Annotated in this window: 15 protein-coding genes and 1 riboswitch; of the genes, 9 read left to right on the top strand and 6 right to left on the bottom strand. The window is 34.3% G+C overall.

Features of this window, described 5'->3' with window-relative positions; all coding sequences use genetic code 11:
• Positions 1–34 precede the first annotated feature (34 nt).
• Positions 35–139, bottom strand: a riboswitch (SAM riboswitch).
• A 57-nt stretch (positions 140–196) separates the two neighbouring features.
• Positions 197–2,158 (bottom strand): methyl-accepting chemotaxis protein, encoded by a 1,962-nt coding sequence (locus tag RCJ93_RS03145; RefSeq protein WP_446738371.1) that lies wholly within the window; start codon positions 2,156–2,158, stop codon positions 197–199.
• A gap of 470 nt (positions 2,159–2,628) precedes the next feature.
• Between RCJ93_RS03145 and RCJ93_RS03140 the strand changes: the two genes are divergently transcribed.
• Positions 2,629–3,804: an aminotransferase class I/II-fold pyridoxal phosphate-dependent enzyme gene (locus RCJ93_RS03140; protein ID WP_446738370.1), complete on the top strand. Its 1,176-nt coding sequence runs from the start codon at positions 2,629–2,631 to the stop codon at positions 3,802–3,804.
• Between the two features lie 54 nt (positions 3,805–3,858).
• Here the strand turns inward: RCJ93_RS03140 and RCJ93_RS03135 are convergent, their stop codons facing one another.
• Positions 3,859–5,079 carry an AI-2E family transporter gene (locus RCJ93_RS03135; protein ID WP_066787364.1) on the bottom strand — a complete coding sequence of 407 codons (1,221 nt, stop codon included), beginning with the start codon at positions 5,077–5,079 and terminating at the stop codon, positions 3,859–3,861.
• A gap of 60 nt (positions 5,080–5,139) precedes the next feature.
• Complete coding sequence (locus RCJ93_RS03130) at positions 5,140–6,081, bottom strand: LCP family protein (RefSeq protein ID WP_446738369.1); 942 nt, start codon at positions 6,079–6,081, stop codon at positions 5,140–5,142.
• A 111-nt stretch (positions 6,082–6,192) separates the two neighbouring features.
• On the opposite strand from RCJ93_RS03130, the gene msrA reads away from it, so the two are divergent.
• The 5 genes from msrA (at position 6,193) to RCJ93_RS03105 (ending at position 13,665) form a co-directional block, all read left to right on the top strand.
• On the top strand, positions 6,193–6,720 hold the full coding sequence (gene msrA / locus RCJ93_RS03125) for a peptide-methionine (S)-S-oxide reductase MsrA (RefSeq protein WP_446738368.1): 528 nt from the start codon (positions 6,193–6,195) through the stop codon (positions 6,718–6,720).
• A 236-nt stretch (positions 6,721–6,956) separates the two neighbouring features.
• Entirely contained in the window at positions 6,957–7,760 is an 804-nt protein-coding gene (locus tag RCJ93_RS03120) for an SH3 domain-containing protein (protein WP_446738367.1), read from the top strand.
• Between the two features lie 100 nt (positions 7,761–7,860).
• Positions 7,861–8,925: a DHH family phosphoesterase gene (locus RCJ93_RS03115; RefSeq protein ID WP_446738366.1), complete on the top strand. Its 1,065-nt coding sequence runs from the start codon at positions 7,861–7,863 to the stop codon at positions 8,923–8,925.
• 750 nt (positions 8,926–9,675) lie between these two features.
• Positions 9,676–11,181, top strand: coding sequence for a succinate CoA transferase (locus tag RCJ93_RS03110; RefSeq protein WP_147193386.1), 1,506 nt, complete (start codon positions 9,676–9,678; stop codon positions 11,179–11,181).
• A gap of 879 nt (positions 11,182–12,060) precedes the next feature.
• On the top strand, positions 12,061–13,665 hold the full coding sequence (locus tag RCJ93_RS03105) for an ABC-F family ATP-binding cassette domain-containing protein (RefSeq protein WP_446738365.1): 1,605 nt from the start codon (positions 12,061–12,063) through the stop codon (positions 13,663–13,665).
• Positions 13,666–13,788: 123 nt separating this feature from the next.
• On the opposite strand, the gene RCJ93_RS03100 is transcribed toward RCJ93_RS03105, so the two are convergent.
• From RCJ93_RS03100 to RCJ93_RS03090, 3 genes are all read right to left on the bottom strand, one after another.
• The gene (locus tag RCJ93_RS03100; RefSeq protein ID WP_066787382.1) at positions 13,789–13,989 is read right to left on the bottom strand and encodes a cold-shock protein; all 201 of its coding nucleotides are present in this window, start codon (positions 13,987–13,989) and stop codon (positions 13,789–13,791) included.
• Between the two features lie 164 nt (positions 13,990–14,153).
• Positions 14,154–14,354, bottom strand: a complete 201-nt coding sequence (locus tag RCJ93_RS03095; protein WP_066787385.1) for a cold-shock protein — start codon at positions 14,352–14,354, stop codon at positions 14,154–14,156.
• Between the two features lie 203 nt (positions 14,355–14,557).
• The gene (locus RCJ93_RS03090) at positions 14,558–14,854 is read right to left on the bottom strand and encodes a DUF1033 family protein (protein WP_150284486.1); all 297 of its coding nucleotides are present in this window, start codon (positions 14,852–14,854) and stop codon (positions 14,558–14,560) included.
• Between the two features lie 270 nt (positions 14,855–15,124).
• On the opposite strand from RCJ93_RS03090, the gene RCJ93_RS03085 reads away from it, so the two are divergent.
• From RCJ93_RS03085 to RCJ93_RS03075, 3 genes are all read left to right on the top strand, one after another.
• Entirely contained in the window at positions 15,125–15,766 is a 642-nt protein-coding gene (locus RCJ93_RS03085) for a 5-bromo-4-chloroindolyl phosphate hydrolysis family protein (protein ID WP_446738364.1), read from the top strand.
• Between the two features lies 1 nt (position 15,767).
• Positions 15,768–16,949 (top strand): toxic anion resistance protein, encoded by a 1,182-nt coding sequence (locus tag RCJ93_RS03080; RefSeq protein ID WP_446738363.1) that lies wholly within the window; start codon positions 15,768–15,770, stop codon positions 16,947–16,949.
• A gap of 985 nt (positions 16,950–17,934) precedes the next feature.
• Complete coding sequence (locus tag RCJ93_RS03075; RefSeq protein WP_446738362.1) at positions 17,935–19,314, top strand: murein hydrolase activator EnvC family protein; 1,380 nt, start codon at positions 17,935–17,937, stop codon at positions 19,312–19,314.
• Positions 19,315–19,349 lie beyond the last annotated feature (35 nt).

The raw sequence follows: 19,349 nt of genomic DNA, 5'->3' as shown, positions 1-19,349 counted from the left end.
TTACAAGAAGAAAAGGGGCATTGATATGCGTGCACTCTTATCTTCCAAGATTTAATCTTGCAGGATGTAGCACCTTTCTGCATACACAGAGGTTGCTGAAGCGTCATAGGGCCTTCCCCTCAGCTTCTCTTGATAAGAAATATAAAATTATAGTGATTGTACCATGCTTATTATAAAAATTCAAATAATTCAAAAACTATAAATTAAACTTTTGGATCGATTCAGAAAGTTTGTTATTCAAGTGTGAAAGCTTCTCTGCCGAATTTAAAACTGCTTCAATTGCTGCCAATTGTTCGGAAGAAGAGGCACTTACTTCCTCACAAGCTGCAGCTGATTCTTCAGAAGTGGCTGTCATCTCTTGAATCATGTCTATTACTTCATCTTTATAGCTTGTGATCTTAAATGTGTCATTTGATATATTATCAATGGCCTCTTCTAACTGCAAAACTAAAGAAGAGATATTGTTAAACAATTCACTAGTAGAATCTACCACAACCAACTGCTCTTGAAATTTGTCTTTCGTTGAATGCATTTGTTCAGTGACTATTTTGGATTCTCTTTGCAGAGCCTGTACTGTTTCTCTTACTTCTTCTGTGGCTTTAGCAGTTTGCTCAGCTAATTTTCTTACTTCTTCTGCTACAACTGCAAACCCTTTCCCTTGATCACCAGCACGAGCCGCTTCGATGCTTGCATTTAAAGCCAACAAATTCGTTTGATTTGAAATATTTCGTATGGTTTCCATTACTGTATCAATAGAGAGTATTTGTTTTTCTAAAGATGCTATTTTTTCCGCCATACTAATTAAATTATTTTCCCAGCTAGAAAAGGCAGCCTGAAATTGTTCCATTTGAGATTGGCCTTCTTTGTTAACTCCTTGTGCTTGTTCAGCAATGTCTTGCATTGATATTGTCTTATTCTTTATTTGGTTAATTTGGTTACTTAAAGCATTAGCATGTTCAAATGCAAGATCTGACTTTTCAGCTGAGTTACTCACTCCTTTAGCAATCTCTCCAATTGCAGCAGTCACTTCTTCGCTCGAAGCTGTTGTTTCTTCGACAAGCTTGTTAAGTTGCTGAGAGTGGTGGCCTACTTCTTGCGATGTTCCATTTACCACTTGAACAATGGATTTCATGCTGTTTATCATGGAGTTAAAATCATTCGATAGCTGTCCTACTTCATTAGAACCATTATAGGTTGCAGCAACATTTAAATCTCCGCCAGATGCCTTGTCCATTAACTTTCTTAAAACAGCAATAGGTCTAGTAATTGAAGAAATAATAAGAATTAAGACAATAAATAAAAGGGCTAATAATATAATAGAAAAAATAAGAAAGAAGTTTCTTATATCGTGTGCTGCCTGTTCTACTTTTTCCTTTTCATAAACAGCAGCGACCTTCCAATTCAAGTTAGGTAATGTGTTATACACCGTAATCATTTTTTTGCCTTGATTTGATGCTTCCACCACACCAACCTTTTCTTTGTTTACCATCATTTTTTTCACATAGCTGTATCGGCTTAAGCTTTTTCCCTCTTTTGAAGGGTGAACAATAGCTGTCCCATCCTCTGCAATTAATACAGGATAACCGTCAAAACCAAGTTTTCTTTTTGACAATTCTTTCGATAAATCTGAGAGTAGGATATCTGCACCTACAACACCAATTAACTTACCGTTCTTCTCTATTGCTTTAGCTGCAGTAATGGTATATGTTTTGGTGGCTTCATCTAAATAAGGCTTTGTCCAAAAAACATTTTTGGGGTCATTCACAGCATTTGTATACCATTCTCTCGTTGTAGGATCAAAATCATCTCCTAATTCTACAGAAGGCTGAATTTCAAGTTGCTTATCAGGTTTTGCGAAGTAAACAGAGGTAGCTCCATCATAATTATTTAAAAATTCTGACAGTTTTAGGTTGATTTGTTTCGCATTTCCCTCAAGCTCTTGATTTGCTGAAAATTGAACAACACCTTTTTCATATCCTTGTAAAAAGTAATCAATAGATGCCGACATCTCTGTTACTATTGCTTTGCTTTGTGAAATAAGATTGTTGTTAGTTTTCTCATTAACAATATATGTACTAAATAGATTCAAAACCACTAGACTAATTAGTACCAATACCATAACTGCACTAATAATTTTCCACTTTATCGTTTTCCCCATCACACTAACTCCTTTCATACTTATTAATTAGAGCAAAGGCTTCTTTTTATAAAGCTTGAAATTAACCTCTATGCGTTAAAAGTAAATAGTTTTTAATAAAGCCGATTAATAAAAAGCTGCTCTATCAAAAAAACTCTACCTTCACTAACAAAACTATAATGATAGTTATTTAGACACATAGACTAACTTCCCCATTAGTATATCAAAAATTATGCAAATATACCTCGCTGTTTGTAAAAATTTTTCGAATAAATTAAATTTACTAAAAATAGTAAAACTTCATTCATCTGTATCATACTAATTTCATCTGTATTATAGCAGCTTATCGTGATAAAATTATATGAAAAATAAACGGAGCTTAACTAATGAGATTTCTATTATTTCTCTCTAGTTTTAGCCTCGTTCTATAATCTTTATGAGTGTAAATATAGTAAGCTCATAGAGAGTTAATAAGATTAGGAGTGAATTCAATGAAAATCGAACGTTCATCAAAAATGGCTATGTTTAAAAGAGCCATATTCGGAGATTTAAAAGCTGCCGCAAATAAAAAGGCAGCGATGGGAACGTCATTAATCGATTTAAGCATCGGCAGTCCTGACCTGCCACCTGACGAAAGAATTCGCCAAGAGCTATCAAAACAAGCAGCTAAATCAGATTCGTATGGCTATACATTAAGCGGCACAGCAAAGTTTACACAATCTGTTGCTGATTATTATAAACGCAGATCAAATGTGGAATTGAATCCTCAAACGGAGATCCTTCAAACAATGGGGTCGCAAGAGGGCTTAATCCATCTACCGATAGCATTTTGCAACCCAGGAGACTATGTACTCACAACAAATCCTGCATATGTAGCATATGATGCAGGAATACATTTGGCTGGAGCAACCCCTTATTATATGCCTCTTTTAGAAGATAATCAGTTCCTACCGGATTTCTCCGCAGTACCAGAAGAAATCGCATCTAAGGCAAAATTGCTTATTTTAAACTTGCCAGGTAATCCTGTCCCAGCAAATCCTTCGGATGAGTTTTTCTTGGAAGTGGTTGAATTTGCCAAAAAGCATAATATTATAGTTATTCATGATGCTGCTTATTCTGAGTTTTACTTTGAAGGAGATCGCCCGATAAGCTTTTTGGCTACGCAGGGCGCAAAAGAAGTAGGTATTGAAATTAACTCGCTATCAAAAAGCTTTAGCCTTGCAGGGGCGCGAATCGCATATATTGTAGGGAATGCTGAGATTATCTCTATTTTCCATGAGTTAAAATCAAATCTCGATTTTGGCACATTCCAACCAATACAAGACGCAGCATGTGTAGCATTAGATCATGCTGAAGAGATTACTGAAAGATTACGCCTTATCTTTAAAAAACGTCATCAAATCCTAGTTGAAGGACTAGAGGGGCTTGGCTGGAACGTTACGCCTTCAAATGGTGGGATGTTTATTTGGGCTAAATATCCTAATCAAGAGCTAAATGATATTGACTTTGTATTTGATACGATAGAGCAAACTGGAGTTGTTCTAGTACCTGGCTCTGTCTTTGGAGAAGCTGGTAAGAATTATGTTCGAATTGCACTTGTGCAAGATGAATCATTGCTTCAAGATGCAATTGGACGGCTTGCAACACTCAATAAAGTGCACGCATAAAAAACATCCTGCAGATGAAAACGTATCATCTGCAGGATGTTTTTATTTTTTACTTCATTTCTCTTCTTCTCTAAGTTTTGCCCAATCATCCAGTTCATAATTCAGTGAAGGCTGATCGTTATATTTATTGTAACGTCTTTTGAATAGATAGAATAGATGCGATACGAGTACCTTAAGGACTGCATACCCTGGGATTCCCAAAACCACTCCTGGTACGCCAAATAGCGATCCAGATGTCAGTAATACAAAGATAATTGTTATTGGATGCACATGTAGGGATTTCCCCATTATTTGAGGTGAAATAAATTTACCTTCCACTAATTGGACAATTGTCCATACAACAGCCAACTTCAGTAACATGATAGGAGCGTTGACGACTGCAATGATTGCTGCAGGCGTAATGGCAATAACAGGACCTAAATATGGCACTACGCTTGTCATCATCGCTAATACCCCTAATATAACAGCATACGGTAAGCCAATGATTAGAAATCCAATTGTCACCATTATACCGATGCAAATGGCCACTAGGATTTGTCCTTGTATATAGCTACTAATTTGATGGTCAGCTTCGTGCAAAACATGAGCAGTATCTTTTCTCATGCGTGGAGGCAAAAGCTTCAATAGATAATTCGGTAGATTTTCGCCATCCTTTAAAAGATAGAACAAAATAAATGGAACAGTAACAATTGCCAAGATAATTCCTGTTAAGGTTGAAATAAATCCGGTGACGCCGCTAGCTAGACCTGTCCCAATCTCACTACTCGCATCTTTTACCATTTCATTGAGCTGATTCGAGATATTATTCAACACAGAATTCAAATCAAAATTATATTTTGCAAGTGTTTCACTTAATCTTGAGTCTTCCAAAAGGTGTTGTACAGAATGTACTACCTGCATAAAGTAGCTTGGGAATTCTTGAATCAAATTCATAAATTGTTCTTTTAAAAATGGAAAGATGAGCGTTACAAAGAGAGAAATTAATCCAATTCCTACAATATAAATCAAGAAGATACCGCCCACTTTTGGAACCTTCCACTTTATAAGAATTTTAAGAATCGGCCTCAATAAATAGTAAGCAATCACCGCTAATATAACCGGCAGGACGACTGTTCTTAGAAAAACAACGATCGGATAAAAGATGAAGGATATTCTATCATAAATCCAAATAATACATCCTGCTAATAATAAAGTAATCAAACCAAATAATAAATTTTTACCACCCATAAATTGGATGAAGCGAGTGGTAAAAAATGATTTTTTCTCTGTCTGCAATCAAGATCCCCCTCTTTGCGAGCTTACAATGTCTACAACCATTATAACCCTTTCTAATTACTAAGAATCAAGAAATTTATCTAAGGCTTGCTGGTTTTGCTCAATATTAATATTGAGGACTGAGCCTGCTTGAGGATAATATCCATACTCATAACTATGCTGCACTGGAATAGTCAATCGCGTAATATCTGGATTGCCTCCTTTTATGATAGAAAGCATTAATGCAAGTTCTTGCTGATCTGTTAAGTCTGACTGCACATATCCTTGAATAGCGCCTAATAGTTTTGGATAATTTTTAAAGTTTCTTGGTGACATTGCTTCTTTTTTTAGTGCTTCTAAAGCTTTTTGCTGGCGATCAACACGACCGAAATCACCTTTATTATCATGGCGAAAACGAGAAAACCCTAGCAATTCCTTACCATTTAGCGTTTGTTCACCTTTCTTCAATGAAACACCAATGTTTTCAGACATATCATGATCAACATATACATTTACACCATTCGGAGCCACTATATCTACTAACTTTTCAAAACTTTTAAAATCAATTAATGCATAATGGTTAATCTCTACGTCGAACATATTTTGGATCGTCTTTTTTAATAAGTCTACTTTTCCTAGATAGTATGCTGTATTTAACTTGTACGATTGATATCCTGGAATGCTTGCATATATATCACGCATAAATGAGACCATTTTAATTTTGTTTGTATCTTTATTCACTGAAACCAATATCATTGAATCGGTTCTTGAGTTAGCCTCGCCTCTTGAGTCCACGCCAAGCAATAAAATATTTTCTACATTTTTTTTAGTTTGTGGATCTCCGTTAAATTTAGCGATTTTCTGCATATCCCCTGATGTTTTCGCTAAATTCAATCCTGCTTTATATTGAGTAAACGCAAATGCTCCTGCTGCTATGAGCACTACAATGATAAGTAAGAAAAAGACTCTACCTTTTCTTAATTTCCGTTTCTTGCGTATGTGCTTATGTCTTGTTTCTTTCATAACGCTTCTCCTTCCATTGCTACTTACTTTTGAAAAAGTTATTATATTAACTACATACTAAAGATAGAAAACAATCAAGTATGAATACTATTATTATAGGGGGCCACAATTATGACAAATACAAACCTTTCCACTGCAACTTTTGCTGGGGGCTGTTTCTGGTGTATGGTAAAACCTTTTGTTGAATGGGATGGCATAGAAAGTGTTGTTTCAGGCTATATGGGCGGCCATTTAGAAAATCCAACATACGAGGACGTAAAAAAAGGCACTTCTGGTCATCTAGAAGTTGTGCAAATTGTATTTGACGAAAGCATCTTCCCGTATGAAAAATTACTTGAAATTTATTGGCAACAGATTGATCCCACTGATGATGGAGGCCAATTCCAAGATCGCGGAAGCAGTTACCGTACAGCAATCTTTTATCATAAGCCAGAACATAAAGAATCAGCCGAAAAATCAAAAATAGATTTAGCAAACAGCGGCCGCTTCCAAAAACCTATTGTGACTGAAATAAAGGCAGCTGAGACATTCTATCCTGCTGAAGATTACCACCAAGATTTTTATAAAAAGAATCCAGATCATTATCAACAAGATCGCGCTGAATCGGGTCGAGATGAATTTATTAAATCCAACTGGTAATCCCCCTATATAAACGTATAAACACACAGAAAGGTTCTACTTAAATGTAGACCTTTCTTATTTTAGTTACATAGTCAGCATTTTATAAGACTTCCCCTATTTATTCTCTCTTAATCCGAGAAATCCTTTAATTTTACGTTTAGAAACTTCTCAATAGGTTATAGAAAAGTATTAACCTAAATCTTACGTCATTATTTGTAGAATGAATACATATAGATGATTGAGGAGGAATGAACATGAAAAGAAAATTACTACTATCGATGGCTCTATTTTCTACATTTACATTCGGGACATATTCTATTGCAGCACAGTCAGCCCAATCCAATGCATCTGCGGTCTCTAAAACAACCAAGGATCCATATACAACCGCTTCTCTCAAATCGTTTAAATTAGCAACCACAAATACAAAGATATACGAGAAACCTTCAGCCAAAAGCTCTGTCATTCAGAAATTAAAAAAAGGGCAAGGTATTGCGGTATTACAAGGATCAAAAAAAGGATGGTCAAAGGTTTCTCTTTATTTTGGTAAAGGCTATGTTAAAACAAGTGATCTCGATTCATTAGCTCCCCATAAAAATACGCACTATGCACGCAATATTAACAAGACATATGAATATCGAACACCTTTTAATAAAGGGTCGGAATTTAAAGAAACACATAAAACAACATTCCAAAAAGTTTATGCCGACAATCGTACAGTTACAAACTTTTGGCTACATAAAGCTGAACCGGACAACTATGGCATGATGGAATATGAAACAACAAAAGGGCTATTTACAGGTTACAAAGAGGATGGTATTGCAACTTTAGCCATTAAATACCCTATAAAAAAACAACAAACATGGCAAGGTTCCGATGGCCAAGTAATGAAAGTTCTTGGTACCAACCAAACAGTTAAAACGAAAGCCGGCAACTTCAAACACGTAGTTATGGTGAAAAACGGAAAAGGAAAAAATTATTCTTACTATGCTCCTAATATTGGTCTTATAAAAGAGGTAGCAAACGGAAAAACAATTACCGAAATTTCTGCTTTCAAGTAAAAGACGGTCGGTCATTCTTTTAGAGAATGACCGACTTTTTTTTCTGCTTCAAATAATGCTATAATGAGAGCTATGTTTTGAAAGAAAGGCGTGGAAAGTATTGAATTTTAAAAAATTGCCTAAAAAACTGCATAATTATGAACATATTCATCTTATCACTCATACAGATTTAGATGGAGTAGGTCCATCCATTGTCCTCCGTGCCTATGGAATCCCACATACCCCTTATTATGTAGAAACCCGAAAAGTTGATGAAACTGTACAAGCTAAATTAAATGAACTGAATGATCAGGAATTACTGATTATTACAGACCTTAGCGTAAATGATGAAACTGCGCAAATGATTGATCAAATAAACAAACATCCAGACGGACGTTATATTGTGTTAATTGATCATCACCAATCAGCTATTGCTTTAAATGATTATGAATGGGCTTCGGTAATCCCTACATTAAATGATGTAAAAATGTCTGCTACTACTCTCATTTTCAAGGCCTTACACCAAGCGGATTATGAAGTATCTCCTCTCCTTCAAATGGAAGAAGATGAATCTCTTGAAAGCTCAATTACTACTAATGAATATACTGATAAAGAAAAAGCAACATACTATAACCGGTTAGTTCAATTAGTTGAAAAAATCCGTTTATATGATACATGGGATTGGCATATTTTATCAATACAAGAAGCAGCAGACTTAAATACAATTTTTTACGCAAGGCGGAGACACGAATTTATTAAAGCCCGTTTAGATTATATTATACACGGCGAATTGTTTACACCTGAAGACTCAGCTTATTTAGAATTTTCTAAGGAAGAGCTTCAAAAAGTTTTGAAGAAAAAGTCAAAACAAATGGTGATCGTAAAAGAGTATAATTTGAAAGGCCATGAAGGAACACTAAATATTGGTGTTGTGGAAACGGATTCCTATTATAGTGAATTAGGAAACTTTTTGGCAGAAAAATATTGCGAAGAAATTGATGCTGTTTTTATCATCAGTCTTGTTAAAAATCGGGTATCTTTACGTTCAATCGGCAATAAAGTCAACCTTTCAAACATCGCCAAAGCCTATCAAGGCGGTGGCCATCCAAATGCCTCTGGCTGTGACCTTTCAGAATTAGGCATTGATTTTTTACAAGCTGTATTAAAAGCTAATTCAGAACAATAAATAATCCTATATCATCTTGCCCTCTTTAGCATTTCGAATGTTTAAGGAGGGCTTTAATTTTTTTACACTTAAAAATTAAAATCTCAACAAAATAATCCATTTCTAAAATTTCATGTCACCCAGAAAAATATTTTCAAAAATAATTTTAATATAATTTAATATAAATCTAATCATTTGCTAATTTTAGACGCCTTTCGATAGCACGCTCAAATATAAGCTTCTAATTCCCATGAATTTTCTATTATTTGCAGCAAAATTCTAAATAGCACTTTAATCTTCTAAATCAATCAAATTAATATAGTATAAAATATATTACTTTAAAATTCACATTTTGTAATAATTACCTTTTTTAAATAAATAATAAATTTATTCCATTATTCTAATATCATTTATTAGTTTATTCTCTTTATTTACAAAGGTTTTATTCTTTTTTTGGGATTATAAAATTGGAAATTAAAAAGCAAATTTAAAAGAAAAAAAGATAATTAAATGAATTTAAATAACTGAATTTTATAAATAATTTTTATTGTCTAAAAAAATTTTAGAAAAAAATAGTGGATAAAAAGATTAGCATATGTAAAAATATATACAGAAACCGATTTCATTTATTGTTCAGAATGTTATAAATGATTCAGCCTACATTTCAATTTACATAGACTCATATATATCATATTAGCATTCAATCTCAACTTGAATTAATATATTATCATAACAAGTTGGAAGAACAATACACTTAGGAGGTAATGAAAAATGGAAGCAACATTTGAAAATCGTATTGGAATGAAAGAATTAGCTGGCAAAGTTATGTCAGCAAAAGAAGCTGCTGCTCTCATTTCAGATGGCGATGTAGTAGGCATGAGCGGTTTTACTCGTGCAGGCGATGCGAAAGTAGTGCCAGCTGCCTTAGTTGAACGCGCTAAAAATGAGAAATTCAAAATTGATGTATACACTGGCGCTTCATTGGGACCAGAAGTTGACCACGACTTAGCTATAGCTGGTGGGATTCGCAAACGCGGACCATTCCAAGCGGATAAGGGTATTCGAACTTTAATCAACAATGGTGAAATTCTTTTTGCTGATATGCACTTATCTCATGGCGCTGAGCAATATCGTCAAAATATTTTTGGTACATTCAAATATGCTATTATTGAGGCTACTGCAATCACAGAGGATGGCTATTTAATCCCTACTACTTCTGTCGGTAACAATCCTATTCTTGCGGAAGTTGCTGAAAATATTATTATTGAACTGAATGTAGCACAGCCCGAATCTTTAATTGGTGTGCATGATATTTATGTACCAGGAGAACAAGGCAACCGTGAACCAATCCCATTGACAAAAACTTCTGACCGCCTAGGTGTGAAAGGCATTAAGCTCGATCCATCTAAAGTAAAAGCAATTGTAATCTCTGAAAACCTTGATGCACCATCTACAATTGTTCCACCAGACGAAGAAACACAAATTATGGCTAACCATATTTTAGATTTCTTACGTTCTGAGATTAAAGCTGGCCGTTTAACAAATACTTTAGCACCAATCCAATCAGGTATAGGATCTGTCGCAAATGCTGTTCTAGATGGCTTCAAAGAATCTGAATTTGAACATTTAGAAGTTTATTCGGAAGTATTGCAAGATGCTGTATTCAACCTGATTGATGCTGGTAAAGTAGATTTTGCTTCAGCAACTTCTATTACTCTTTCCGCTGAAAAAGGAAAAGAAGTATACGGTAACCTTGACAAATATGCAGATAAATTAGTATTACGTCCACAAGAAATTTCAAACCAACCTGAATTAATCCGTCGTTTAGGCCTTATTTCAATCAATACTGCCCTAGAAGCTGATATTTATGGAAACGTTAACTCTACACATGTATCAGGTAGCAAAATGATGAACGGAATTGGCGGTTCAGGCGATTTCGCTCGTAACGCGCGCCTAGGTATCTTTATAACAAAATCTTATGCTAAAGGTGGAAGCATTTCTTCTATCGTGCCAATGGTTACGCATGTAGATCATACAGAACATGATGTTGATGTACTTGTTACAGAACAAGGTGTTGCAGATCTTCGTGGATTAGCACCAAAAGAACGTGTACCGCTAATTATTAATAACTGCGTACATCCTGACTTTAAAGAACAATTATGGGAATATTATAATGCAGCTGTTGAAGCAACTGGCAATGCACAAACACCCCATATTTTAAGTCGAGCATTTGAAATGTATGAACGTCTAGAAAAAACAGGTTCAATGAAAAAATAAGTTTTTTGAAGAGAGTAGACTACTCTCTTCTTTTTTGTATTCTTAAGATGAGTAGTTTTAGAAGCGATTCGTTAAAGAGAAGATTAAAGAGGTAACAATTAGGAAGCTTCTACAGCAATGACCGTGTTAAAAAATAGTTAGTCTTAGTAATTCTAATACACAAAAAGTGACATCAATATTAAATCGTGATAGCTACCATCAAATTTCTTTATTGCTTTCTTTTTACTACCTTCTTCAATAAAGCCAAAATTTTTATAATGTTTGATTGCAGTTTATCTGCACATACCTCAAGACATATTTTTTCTTTTGATTGTTTATTTTTAACCCATTCCAAAAGTAAATCTATTAAGGCTTTCCCTATCCCTACTCCTTAGCTTCCATTCCCTCTTAACGCTTTATAACAAATGAACCTTTATGCTGTATTTGTTGTCTGTTTCCATTATGAAAGTCTAAAAATCCTATAATTTCATTTTGTCATTCAGCTTCGTAGTCAACTAATAAGGTGCTTCTCCCATAATATATTTTGTTTAGATTATTAATTTCTCTATATCTTCTGGTAAATCTGTTCTTATTTCAAACTCCCCCACTTCCATCATTTCAAACAACTTTGCTCCTATTTCTCATATATTAATTTCCCCCTACTTATTTAAGTCTATAATTAATATTTATCAACAGAATAAACTAAAATTTACGTTCCTTTCTATTTCCTATGAATTAACTACGAAAGAAATTTAGAAGCTTGTTTTTACTAATTAGCTACTTTTCCCTATCTCGACCGAATGCATTAGATTCTGAATCAGCAGTTTTTACTTGAGGGTTTGGCTTTCTTATTTTCCGTGATATAATAGATACATTGTGAATAAGGAGGTACTTACATACATGATTCAAGTAAGTAACGTAGGACTTCGCTATGGCGACCGTAAATTGTTTGAGGATGTAAATATTAAATTTACACCAGGAAATTGCTACGGTTTAATCGGTGCCAATGGTGCAGGTAAATCAACATTTTTAAAAATATTATCAGGTGATATTGAACCACAAGATGGCCATGTCAGCATGAATCCTGATGAACGTCTTGCTGTTTTAAAACAAAACCACTTTGAATATGAGGACTACCAAGTTTTAGAAACAGTAATGATGGGTCACAAACGATTATATGATGTGATGCAAGAGAAGAATGCCATCTATATGAAAGATCCTTTTACAGATGAAGACGGTATTCGTGCCGCTGAATTAGAAGGTGAATTTGCAGATATGAACGGCTGGGAAGCTGAGTCTGATGCAGCTATTCTTTTACAAGGATTAGGTGTTCCTGAATCGATGCATTCTATGACAATGCGTGATTTAACAGGATCCGAAAAAGTAAAAGTTTTGTTAGCGCAAGCCCTATTTGGTAAACCCGATGTTCTTCTATTGGATGAGCCGACAAACCATCTTGATTTAAAAGCTATTCAATGGTTAGAGGAGTTCCTTATCAACTTTGAAAATACAGTAATCGTTGTTTCCCATGACCGTCATTTCTTGAATAAAGTATGTACGCATATTGCTGATTTGGATTATAGCAAAATCCAAATTTATGTAGGGAACTATGATTTCTGGTATGAATCAAGCCAACTTGCTCAAAGAATGCTAAATGATCAAAACAAGAAAAAAGAAGAAAAAATAAAAGAGCTCCAAGAATTCGTTGCACGTTTCTCTGCGAATGCATCCAAATCAAAACAAGCTACTTCCCGTAAGAAAATGCTTGAAAAAATTCAACTGGATGATATCAAACCATCTAGCCGAAAATATCCGTATATCAACTTCCAAGTGGAACGCGAAATTGGAAATGATGTATTAACTGTTGAAGGCCTAGGTAAATCAATTGAGGATGAAGTACAATTTAAAGATGTACGTTTCTCAATGAATAAAGAAGATAAAATTATCTTAATCGGCGATGCTCTTGCAAAAACAGCACTTCTTAAAATTCTTGCTGGAGAAGACGAAACCTACGAAGGATCATTCAAATGGGGTGTAACTACTTCTCAAAGCTACTTCCCGCTTGATAATGAAGATTTCTTCCAAGGTAATGAAAAAACATTGGTTGATTGGTTACGTCAATTTTCACCTGAAGACGAAACAGAAACATTTCTACGTGGCTTCTTAGGACGTATGCTCTTCTCTGGAGAAGAAGTAAAGAAATCCCCTGCTGTTCTTTCAGGTGGCGAGAAAGTTCGTTGTATGCTTTCTAAAATGATGCTTTCTCATTCCAACGTACTTTTATTAGATGAACCAACTAACCATTTGGACCTTGAATCCATTCAAGCGTTAAATGAAGGATTGATCAACTTTAAAGGTGCTATGATTTTCACTTCTCATGACCATCAATTTATCCAAACGATTGCAAATCGTGTTATCGAAATTCGTCAAGATGGCTCTATTTTAGATAAACAACTTTCGTATGATGAATTCCTTGAATGGAAAGAAGAAAATAAATTAGATTAAATAAAAAGTGTGTTCTTAAATGAACACACTTTTTATTGTGGTTTTTGTACTTTACTACTCTCTCTTCTGTTTCTATTAAAAACTACATAAAAAAAGCATCCATAAAGGATGCTTTTGAAAGAATTAAAGTTTTACAACGTTTGCAGCTTGTGGTCCGCGGTTGCCTTCAACAACTTCGAATTCTACTTTTTGGCCTTCTTCAAGAGTTTTGAAGCCTTCGCCTTGAATTGCTGAGAAGTGTACGAATACGTCATCTTCACCTTGAACTTCTAAGAAACCGAAGCCTTTTTCTGAGTTAAACCATTTTACTGTACCTTGTTTCATGTGAGAAAACCTCCAAAAATAAATTTAATACGCAAGTTTCAATCGAAATTAAAATTTTACATATTACAAAAAGCATCTTTTATAAGCTACTCTTTGTAATATATAAATATAAAACTATCTATTTAAAGGAAAGGGGTAAGCAAGTTACCCCTGTTAGTTGTGAATTAAAGTTTTACAACGTTTGCAGCTTGTGGTCCGCGGTTGCCTTCAACAACTTCAAATTCTACTTTTTGACCTTCGTCAAGTGTTTTGAAGCCATCACCTTGGATAGCTGAGAAGTGTACGAAAACATCGTTTTCGCCATCTACTTCGATAAAACCGAAGCCTTTTTCTGAGTTAAACCATTTTACTGTACCTTGTTTCATGTGAGAAAACCTCCAAAAATAAAGTGAACAAATAAAAATCATTACCTAAAACAAAAATTCACATATTACAGAAAGTACCGAGACAAGCCGATCACTTTTTGTAATATGTGAATGGAAGTTTGCGGTAAATCAATTTCATTTGTTAAATTAAGTATAACACGTTAATTTCCAATGTCAACAATTTTGGTGATTTTTCAAAAAGTTTATAACTTTTTAGTGTGTTGCCCTATTTCTTCCCACACGACCCCGTGGTACGTCTGGATATCTTCATCACAGGCCTCGCAAAATTCAATTTCATCTTCTGACCAAAATGCCCAAAAACGCTCTTTTTTCATCGCTTTAAATGGAAATTTATTCTCAAAATTTGTTAATATTTTTTCCAAATATTTCTTGGCCTCTGCTAAATCATCAAACTCTTTTACTGATTGTATTGTTTGCTCCCAACCATCAAATTGCCACCATGGTTCATAATCTGCTTTCATATAAATAACCTTGTACATGCTTGTCAATCCTTCATTTTTACTTTTTAACAGTTCGTATACATAACAGTAGTCTAAAAAGTTATATTCTCTTCCTTAGGAATATATTTCATTGTATTACGTGAATCGTTGGTTGCCAAAATATTTGCCTAAGCGTTCCCTTTCGCATTTAAGCAACGAATAGATTAAAATAATAGAAACAAATAAATTATAAAACAAATCCTTCGGTGAATAATGAAACTTTCTAATCAATCATTCGTATTTAATATTATGGCAGGAGGAGATAAAATAATGCTTAACTTTAAACAAATAACAATTCGACATATACTTAATATCCTCGTGATGGTTGCAACATGGTCAATTAGCTTATGGTTTGACGTGAATTTTGGAATCAGTACGTTGTTAGGGGTCGTTGGTTATGGGGTATCAAATGTTGTAATAAAATATGTACAGCAGTTTCGATTTCTAAAAAAATGGGGTCTTACCCATTCTGAATATAAACATATCGAAATGCAATTGAGTGAAGCGAACACTGAGCTTCGAAATATTAATCGCTGTTATACAAAGATTCGATCCATTTCTATATTTAAGCAATTGTTAGAAATGAATCGGATGGCAAAAAGAATCATTAATATAGTACGCAAAAACCCAAGGAAGTTTTACCAAGCAGAACAATTTTTCTATGCACATATTCACTCTGCAAGCGAATTAACAGAAAAGTATGCTCTTCTCTCCACACAGCCAATCAAAAGTGCAGATGTACATTTAACATTACAAGAGACACGAGATACATTAGAAAGCTTGAATAACGTAATGCAAGAGGATTTACAGACAGTTCTGGCATCCGATATTGAAGAGCTCAGAATGGAGCTAGATTTTGCAAAACTGAACACAATGCCAAAAGAAAAATTGATGCATCGAGAGGAGAATTAGCATGAAGGATTCACCTTCCAATACTTCACATTCAATAGATGATTTACTTAGCAATCCCTTTGATTTGCAGCCAGAGTCCGCACAAACAAAGGCAATTTCAAATGAAACTAAAAAGACAATGCTCGATACATTGCCAAAAGAAGAGCAAGAAAAAGCAAAGCAACTAGCCGAACAAATTCCAGTTGGAAATTATGAAGCGATTTTAACTTATGGGGCTAACGCACAAACTGAATTGTCGCGTTTCTCTCATCAAATGCTTGATCATGTACAAGGAAAAGATATAGGTCCTGTCGGAGATGTTTTGAAAAGTTTAATGGATAAACTAAATGAATTAGAGCCTGAAGCTTTGCACCAAGAAAAGAAAACAGGCCTCAGAAAATTTTTTAGTCGCGTTTCGCACTCGATTCAAGAACTCATGACAAAATATCAAAAACTGAGCACGCAAATCGATCGCATAGGCATTCAACTCGAACATTCTAAGGCTGGTTTAGTGGAAGATGTTCATATGCTTGACGGATTATATGAGCAAAACAAAACCTATTTTAAAGCACTGAATGTTTATATTGCAGCTGCTGAACTTAAAAAAGAAGAAATTATGACTGACCTTCTTCCACAATTAAGACAAAAAGCTGAAAATTCACAAGACCAAATGGATGTACAAGAATACAACGATCTCACTCAATTTGTAGATCGTCTTGAAAAAAGAATTTATGATTTGCAACTGTCACGCCAAATCACTATTCAAACTGCGCCTCAGATCAGAATGATTCAGCAAACAAACCAAACCCTTGCTGAAAAAATACAATCATCCATTATGACGGCAATCCCGTTATGGAAAAATCAAATAGCCATCGCTTTAACGCTTAATAACCAACGCAAAGCTGTGGAAGCACAAAAAGAAGTAACGAAAACAACTAACGATCTGCTACTTAAAAATTCTGAAATGCTAAAAATAAACACTATCGAAACAGCCAAAGAAAACGAACGTGGATTAGTTGAAATCGATACACTCAAGAAAACACAAGAAAATCTTATCTCCACTATAGAAGAAACTCTGCAAATCCAACAGGACGGACGCCAAAAACGGAAAGCAGCCGAAATTGAAATTGCCCGAATGGAAGAAGATTTAAAACAGCGTTTATTAGCAATCCATACAAATCAACAACAAAAAAGAGAAAACTAATTAAGAAAGACCAGATCCAATTAGGGTTTGGTCTTTCTTGCTTTCATTCTACGGTTGTGGGTCTTGCTTCTATATACGGGATAATAAATCATTAAGAATTTTTCTTCAACAAATTTATAATATTCCCTCGGTTCTGCAACAAGCCATACAAAACCCGTTGTCTGACACATAAAACTGGAATTAACTGCCACTCTTTTCGACAAATACCATATAAGTATCGGTTGTTTTAGGATTCTTAAGAACTCTCTTTAGTTCTACTCTTTTTAAAATTTTTATAATAGAGTTCGATTCACTTTCATCAATCTCTATTCTCCTATCTGTTTGCGTATCATATAGTTATTTTGCTTGAACTTTATTAAAATTAACCTCACTTAAAATATCCTTAGGAAAGGATTTTGTTTTACGGAATTCGTGTAATAATCATTGCTAAAACAATAATTAATAAAGCAAATAAACCTAAACTTTCTTCATTTTCCACCTCAGCCCTTAGATTTCTACCCTCTTCTCAAAAAAATTAGGTTCCTTTATTTCTACTTTACCTTCTATCACTTTCTACATAAAAATATAAATTGATGAAGAAAATCTTTAATTCAGCATTCTTATATGACAGATAATACAATTTAAGGGTTGATCTGACCATATATTTAAATAAAACTGTAATGAAAGAAATGGAATATAACAGATATAATTGATTTATTGAAAAAAAAGATCAGAGAAATAGAGGTGAAAATTGGTAGTACTGATTACAAGTTAAGAATAACAGGATGAGATCGTTGTAGATAAAGCATTAAATTTCGAAATGCCCAACGAGAGTAGACTATATTCTTGGTTTTTTGATGTGGGTAAATAGATATTTATTAATAGAGATAAAAAAGCAACATTGTTGCTTTACATCTATGGAACACAAAAATTGAATACATCTTGGAATCTTAATGTCGAATACTCAGTTTATTATTTAATTTATTAACTAGAGGTGGGTTACTAATTGAAAGCACAATCACAAAATTTGAACAAAATTATTGCAGCAACATTAGCATTAACTGTAGCAATTCCATCGGTTAGCGCTAGCGCGGAATCGTTGAATGATTTAAAAACACAACAACAAGAATTAAATCAAAAAAAATCAGACTTATCTTCAAATATTAAACGAAAATCTTCAAAAATAAATCAAACTAAATCTAAAATTGCTGTATTCATGAACCAGATTAACAAGCTAAATTCAAAAATAAATAATATGGACCAAAAAATCAATAAAGTCCTCGCAGAAATTGAATCTACAACAAGTTACATAGAAAAACTAAATGCATCAATTACAAAATTAGAAAAAAACATAAAAGAACGTGATGCTTTATTGAAGGATAGAGCTCGCTCTATTCAAGAAAATGGTGGCTCTGTTAGTTACGTAGATGTATTACTAGGTTCTGATAGTTTTGTTGACTTTATAGACAGAATTTCAGCTGTCAATACATTAGTAGCCGCTGATCGTGATATTATAAATGAACAAAAAAATGATAAAAAGAAACTTGAAGAACAAAAAAAAGAACTCAAACAAAAACTTGTTGAACAACAAAATAATCGCGATCAATTAAAAGCATTACGGAATTCATTAGAAAGTCAAAAGAAAAATAAAAATAAAGTGATAGATCGTTTAGAAGCAGAACAAGCTAAATTATTAGCTGGTAAACGGTTAGCTGAAAAGGAATATTCAGAGGCACTAACAATTAGCAAGAAAGTACAAGCAAGTATCGTAAAAGAACAAGCACGTTTAGCAAAAGTAGCTCGTCAGGAAACTGAAAGAGCTCGTCAAGAAGCTGAAAAAGCCCGTCAAGAGGCTGAAAGAGATCGTCAAGTTAAATCAGCCCGACAAACAAATTCACATGTAAAAAATCCAAGTATTGCAAAAACAGCTTCGGTTTCCAAGCACAGTGAACCAGCAATTTCACCTAATGTATCAAGCGGTACTTGGACTAGACCAACAACTGGCACTATAACTTCTAACTCTGGTGTCCGTGATATTGGTGCAGGTGCTGAAGTCCACTACGGAACAGATATTGCAAATGTACAAGGTACACCAATCGTTGCTGCTGCAGATGGCGTTGTCTTCCGCGCAAGCCCATTATCTACTTATGGGAATGTAATAATGATTACTCACTCAATTGACGGGCACATTTGGACAACCGTATACGGGCATTTAAGCGGTTATAATACAAGCGTTGGACAATCTGTTAAAAAAGGACAAGTAATTGGTTATATGGGTTCTACTGGCCGTTCAACTGGTAGCCACTTACATTTTGAAATGCATAACACATCTTGGCAAGGGCAAAAAGTGGGACTAGTAAATCCTTTACGTTACATTTCATTTTAATGCAGAATTAATGTTGATTTTAACGCCTTAATTCC

Source organism: Rummeliibacillus sp. BSL5 (assembly GCF_052928305.1).
The sequence above is the reverse complement of the archived record's forward strand: the minus strand, read 5'-3'. Positions and strand labels throughout refer to the sequence as shown.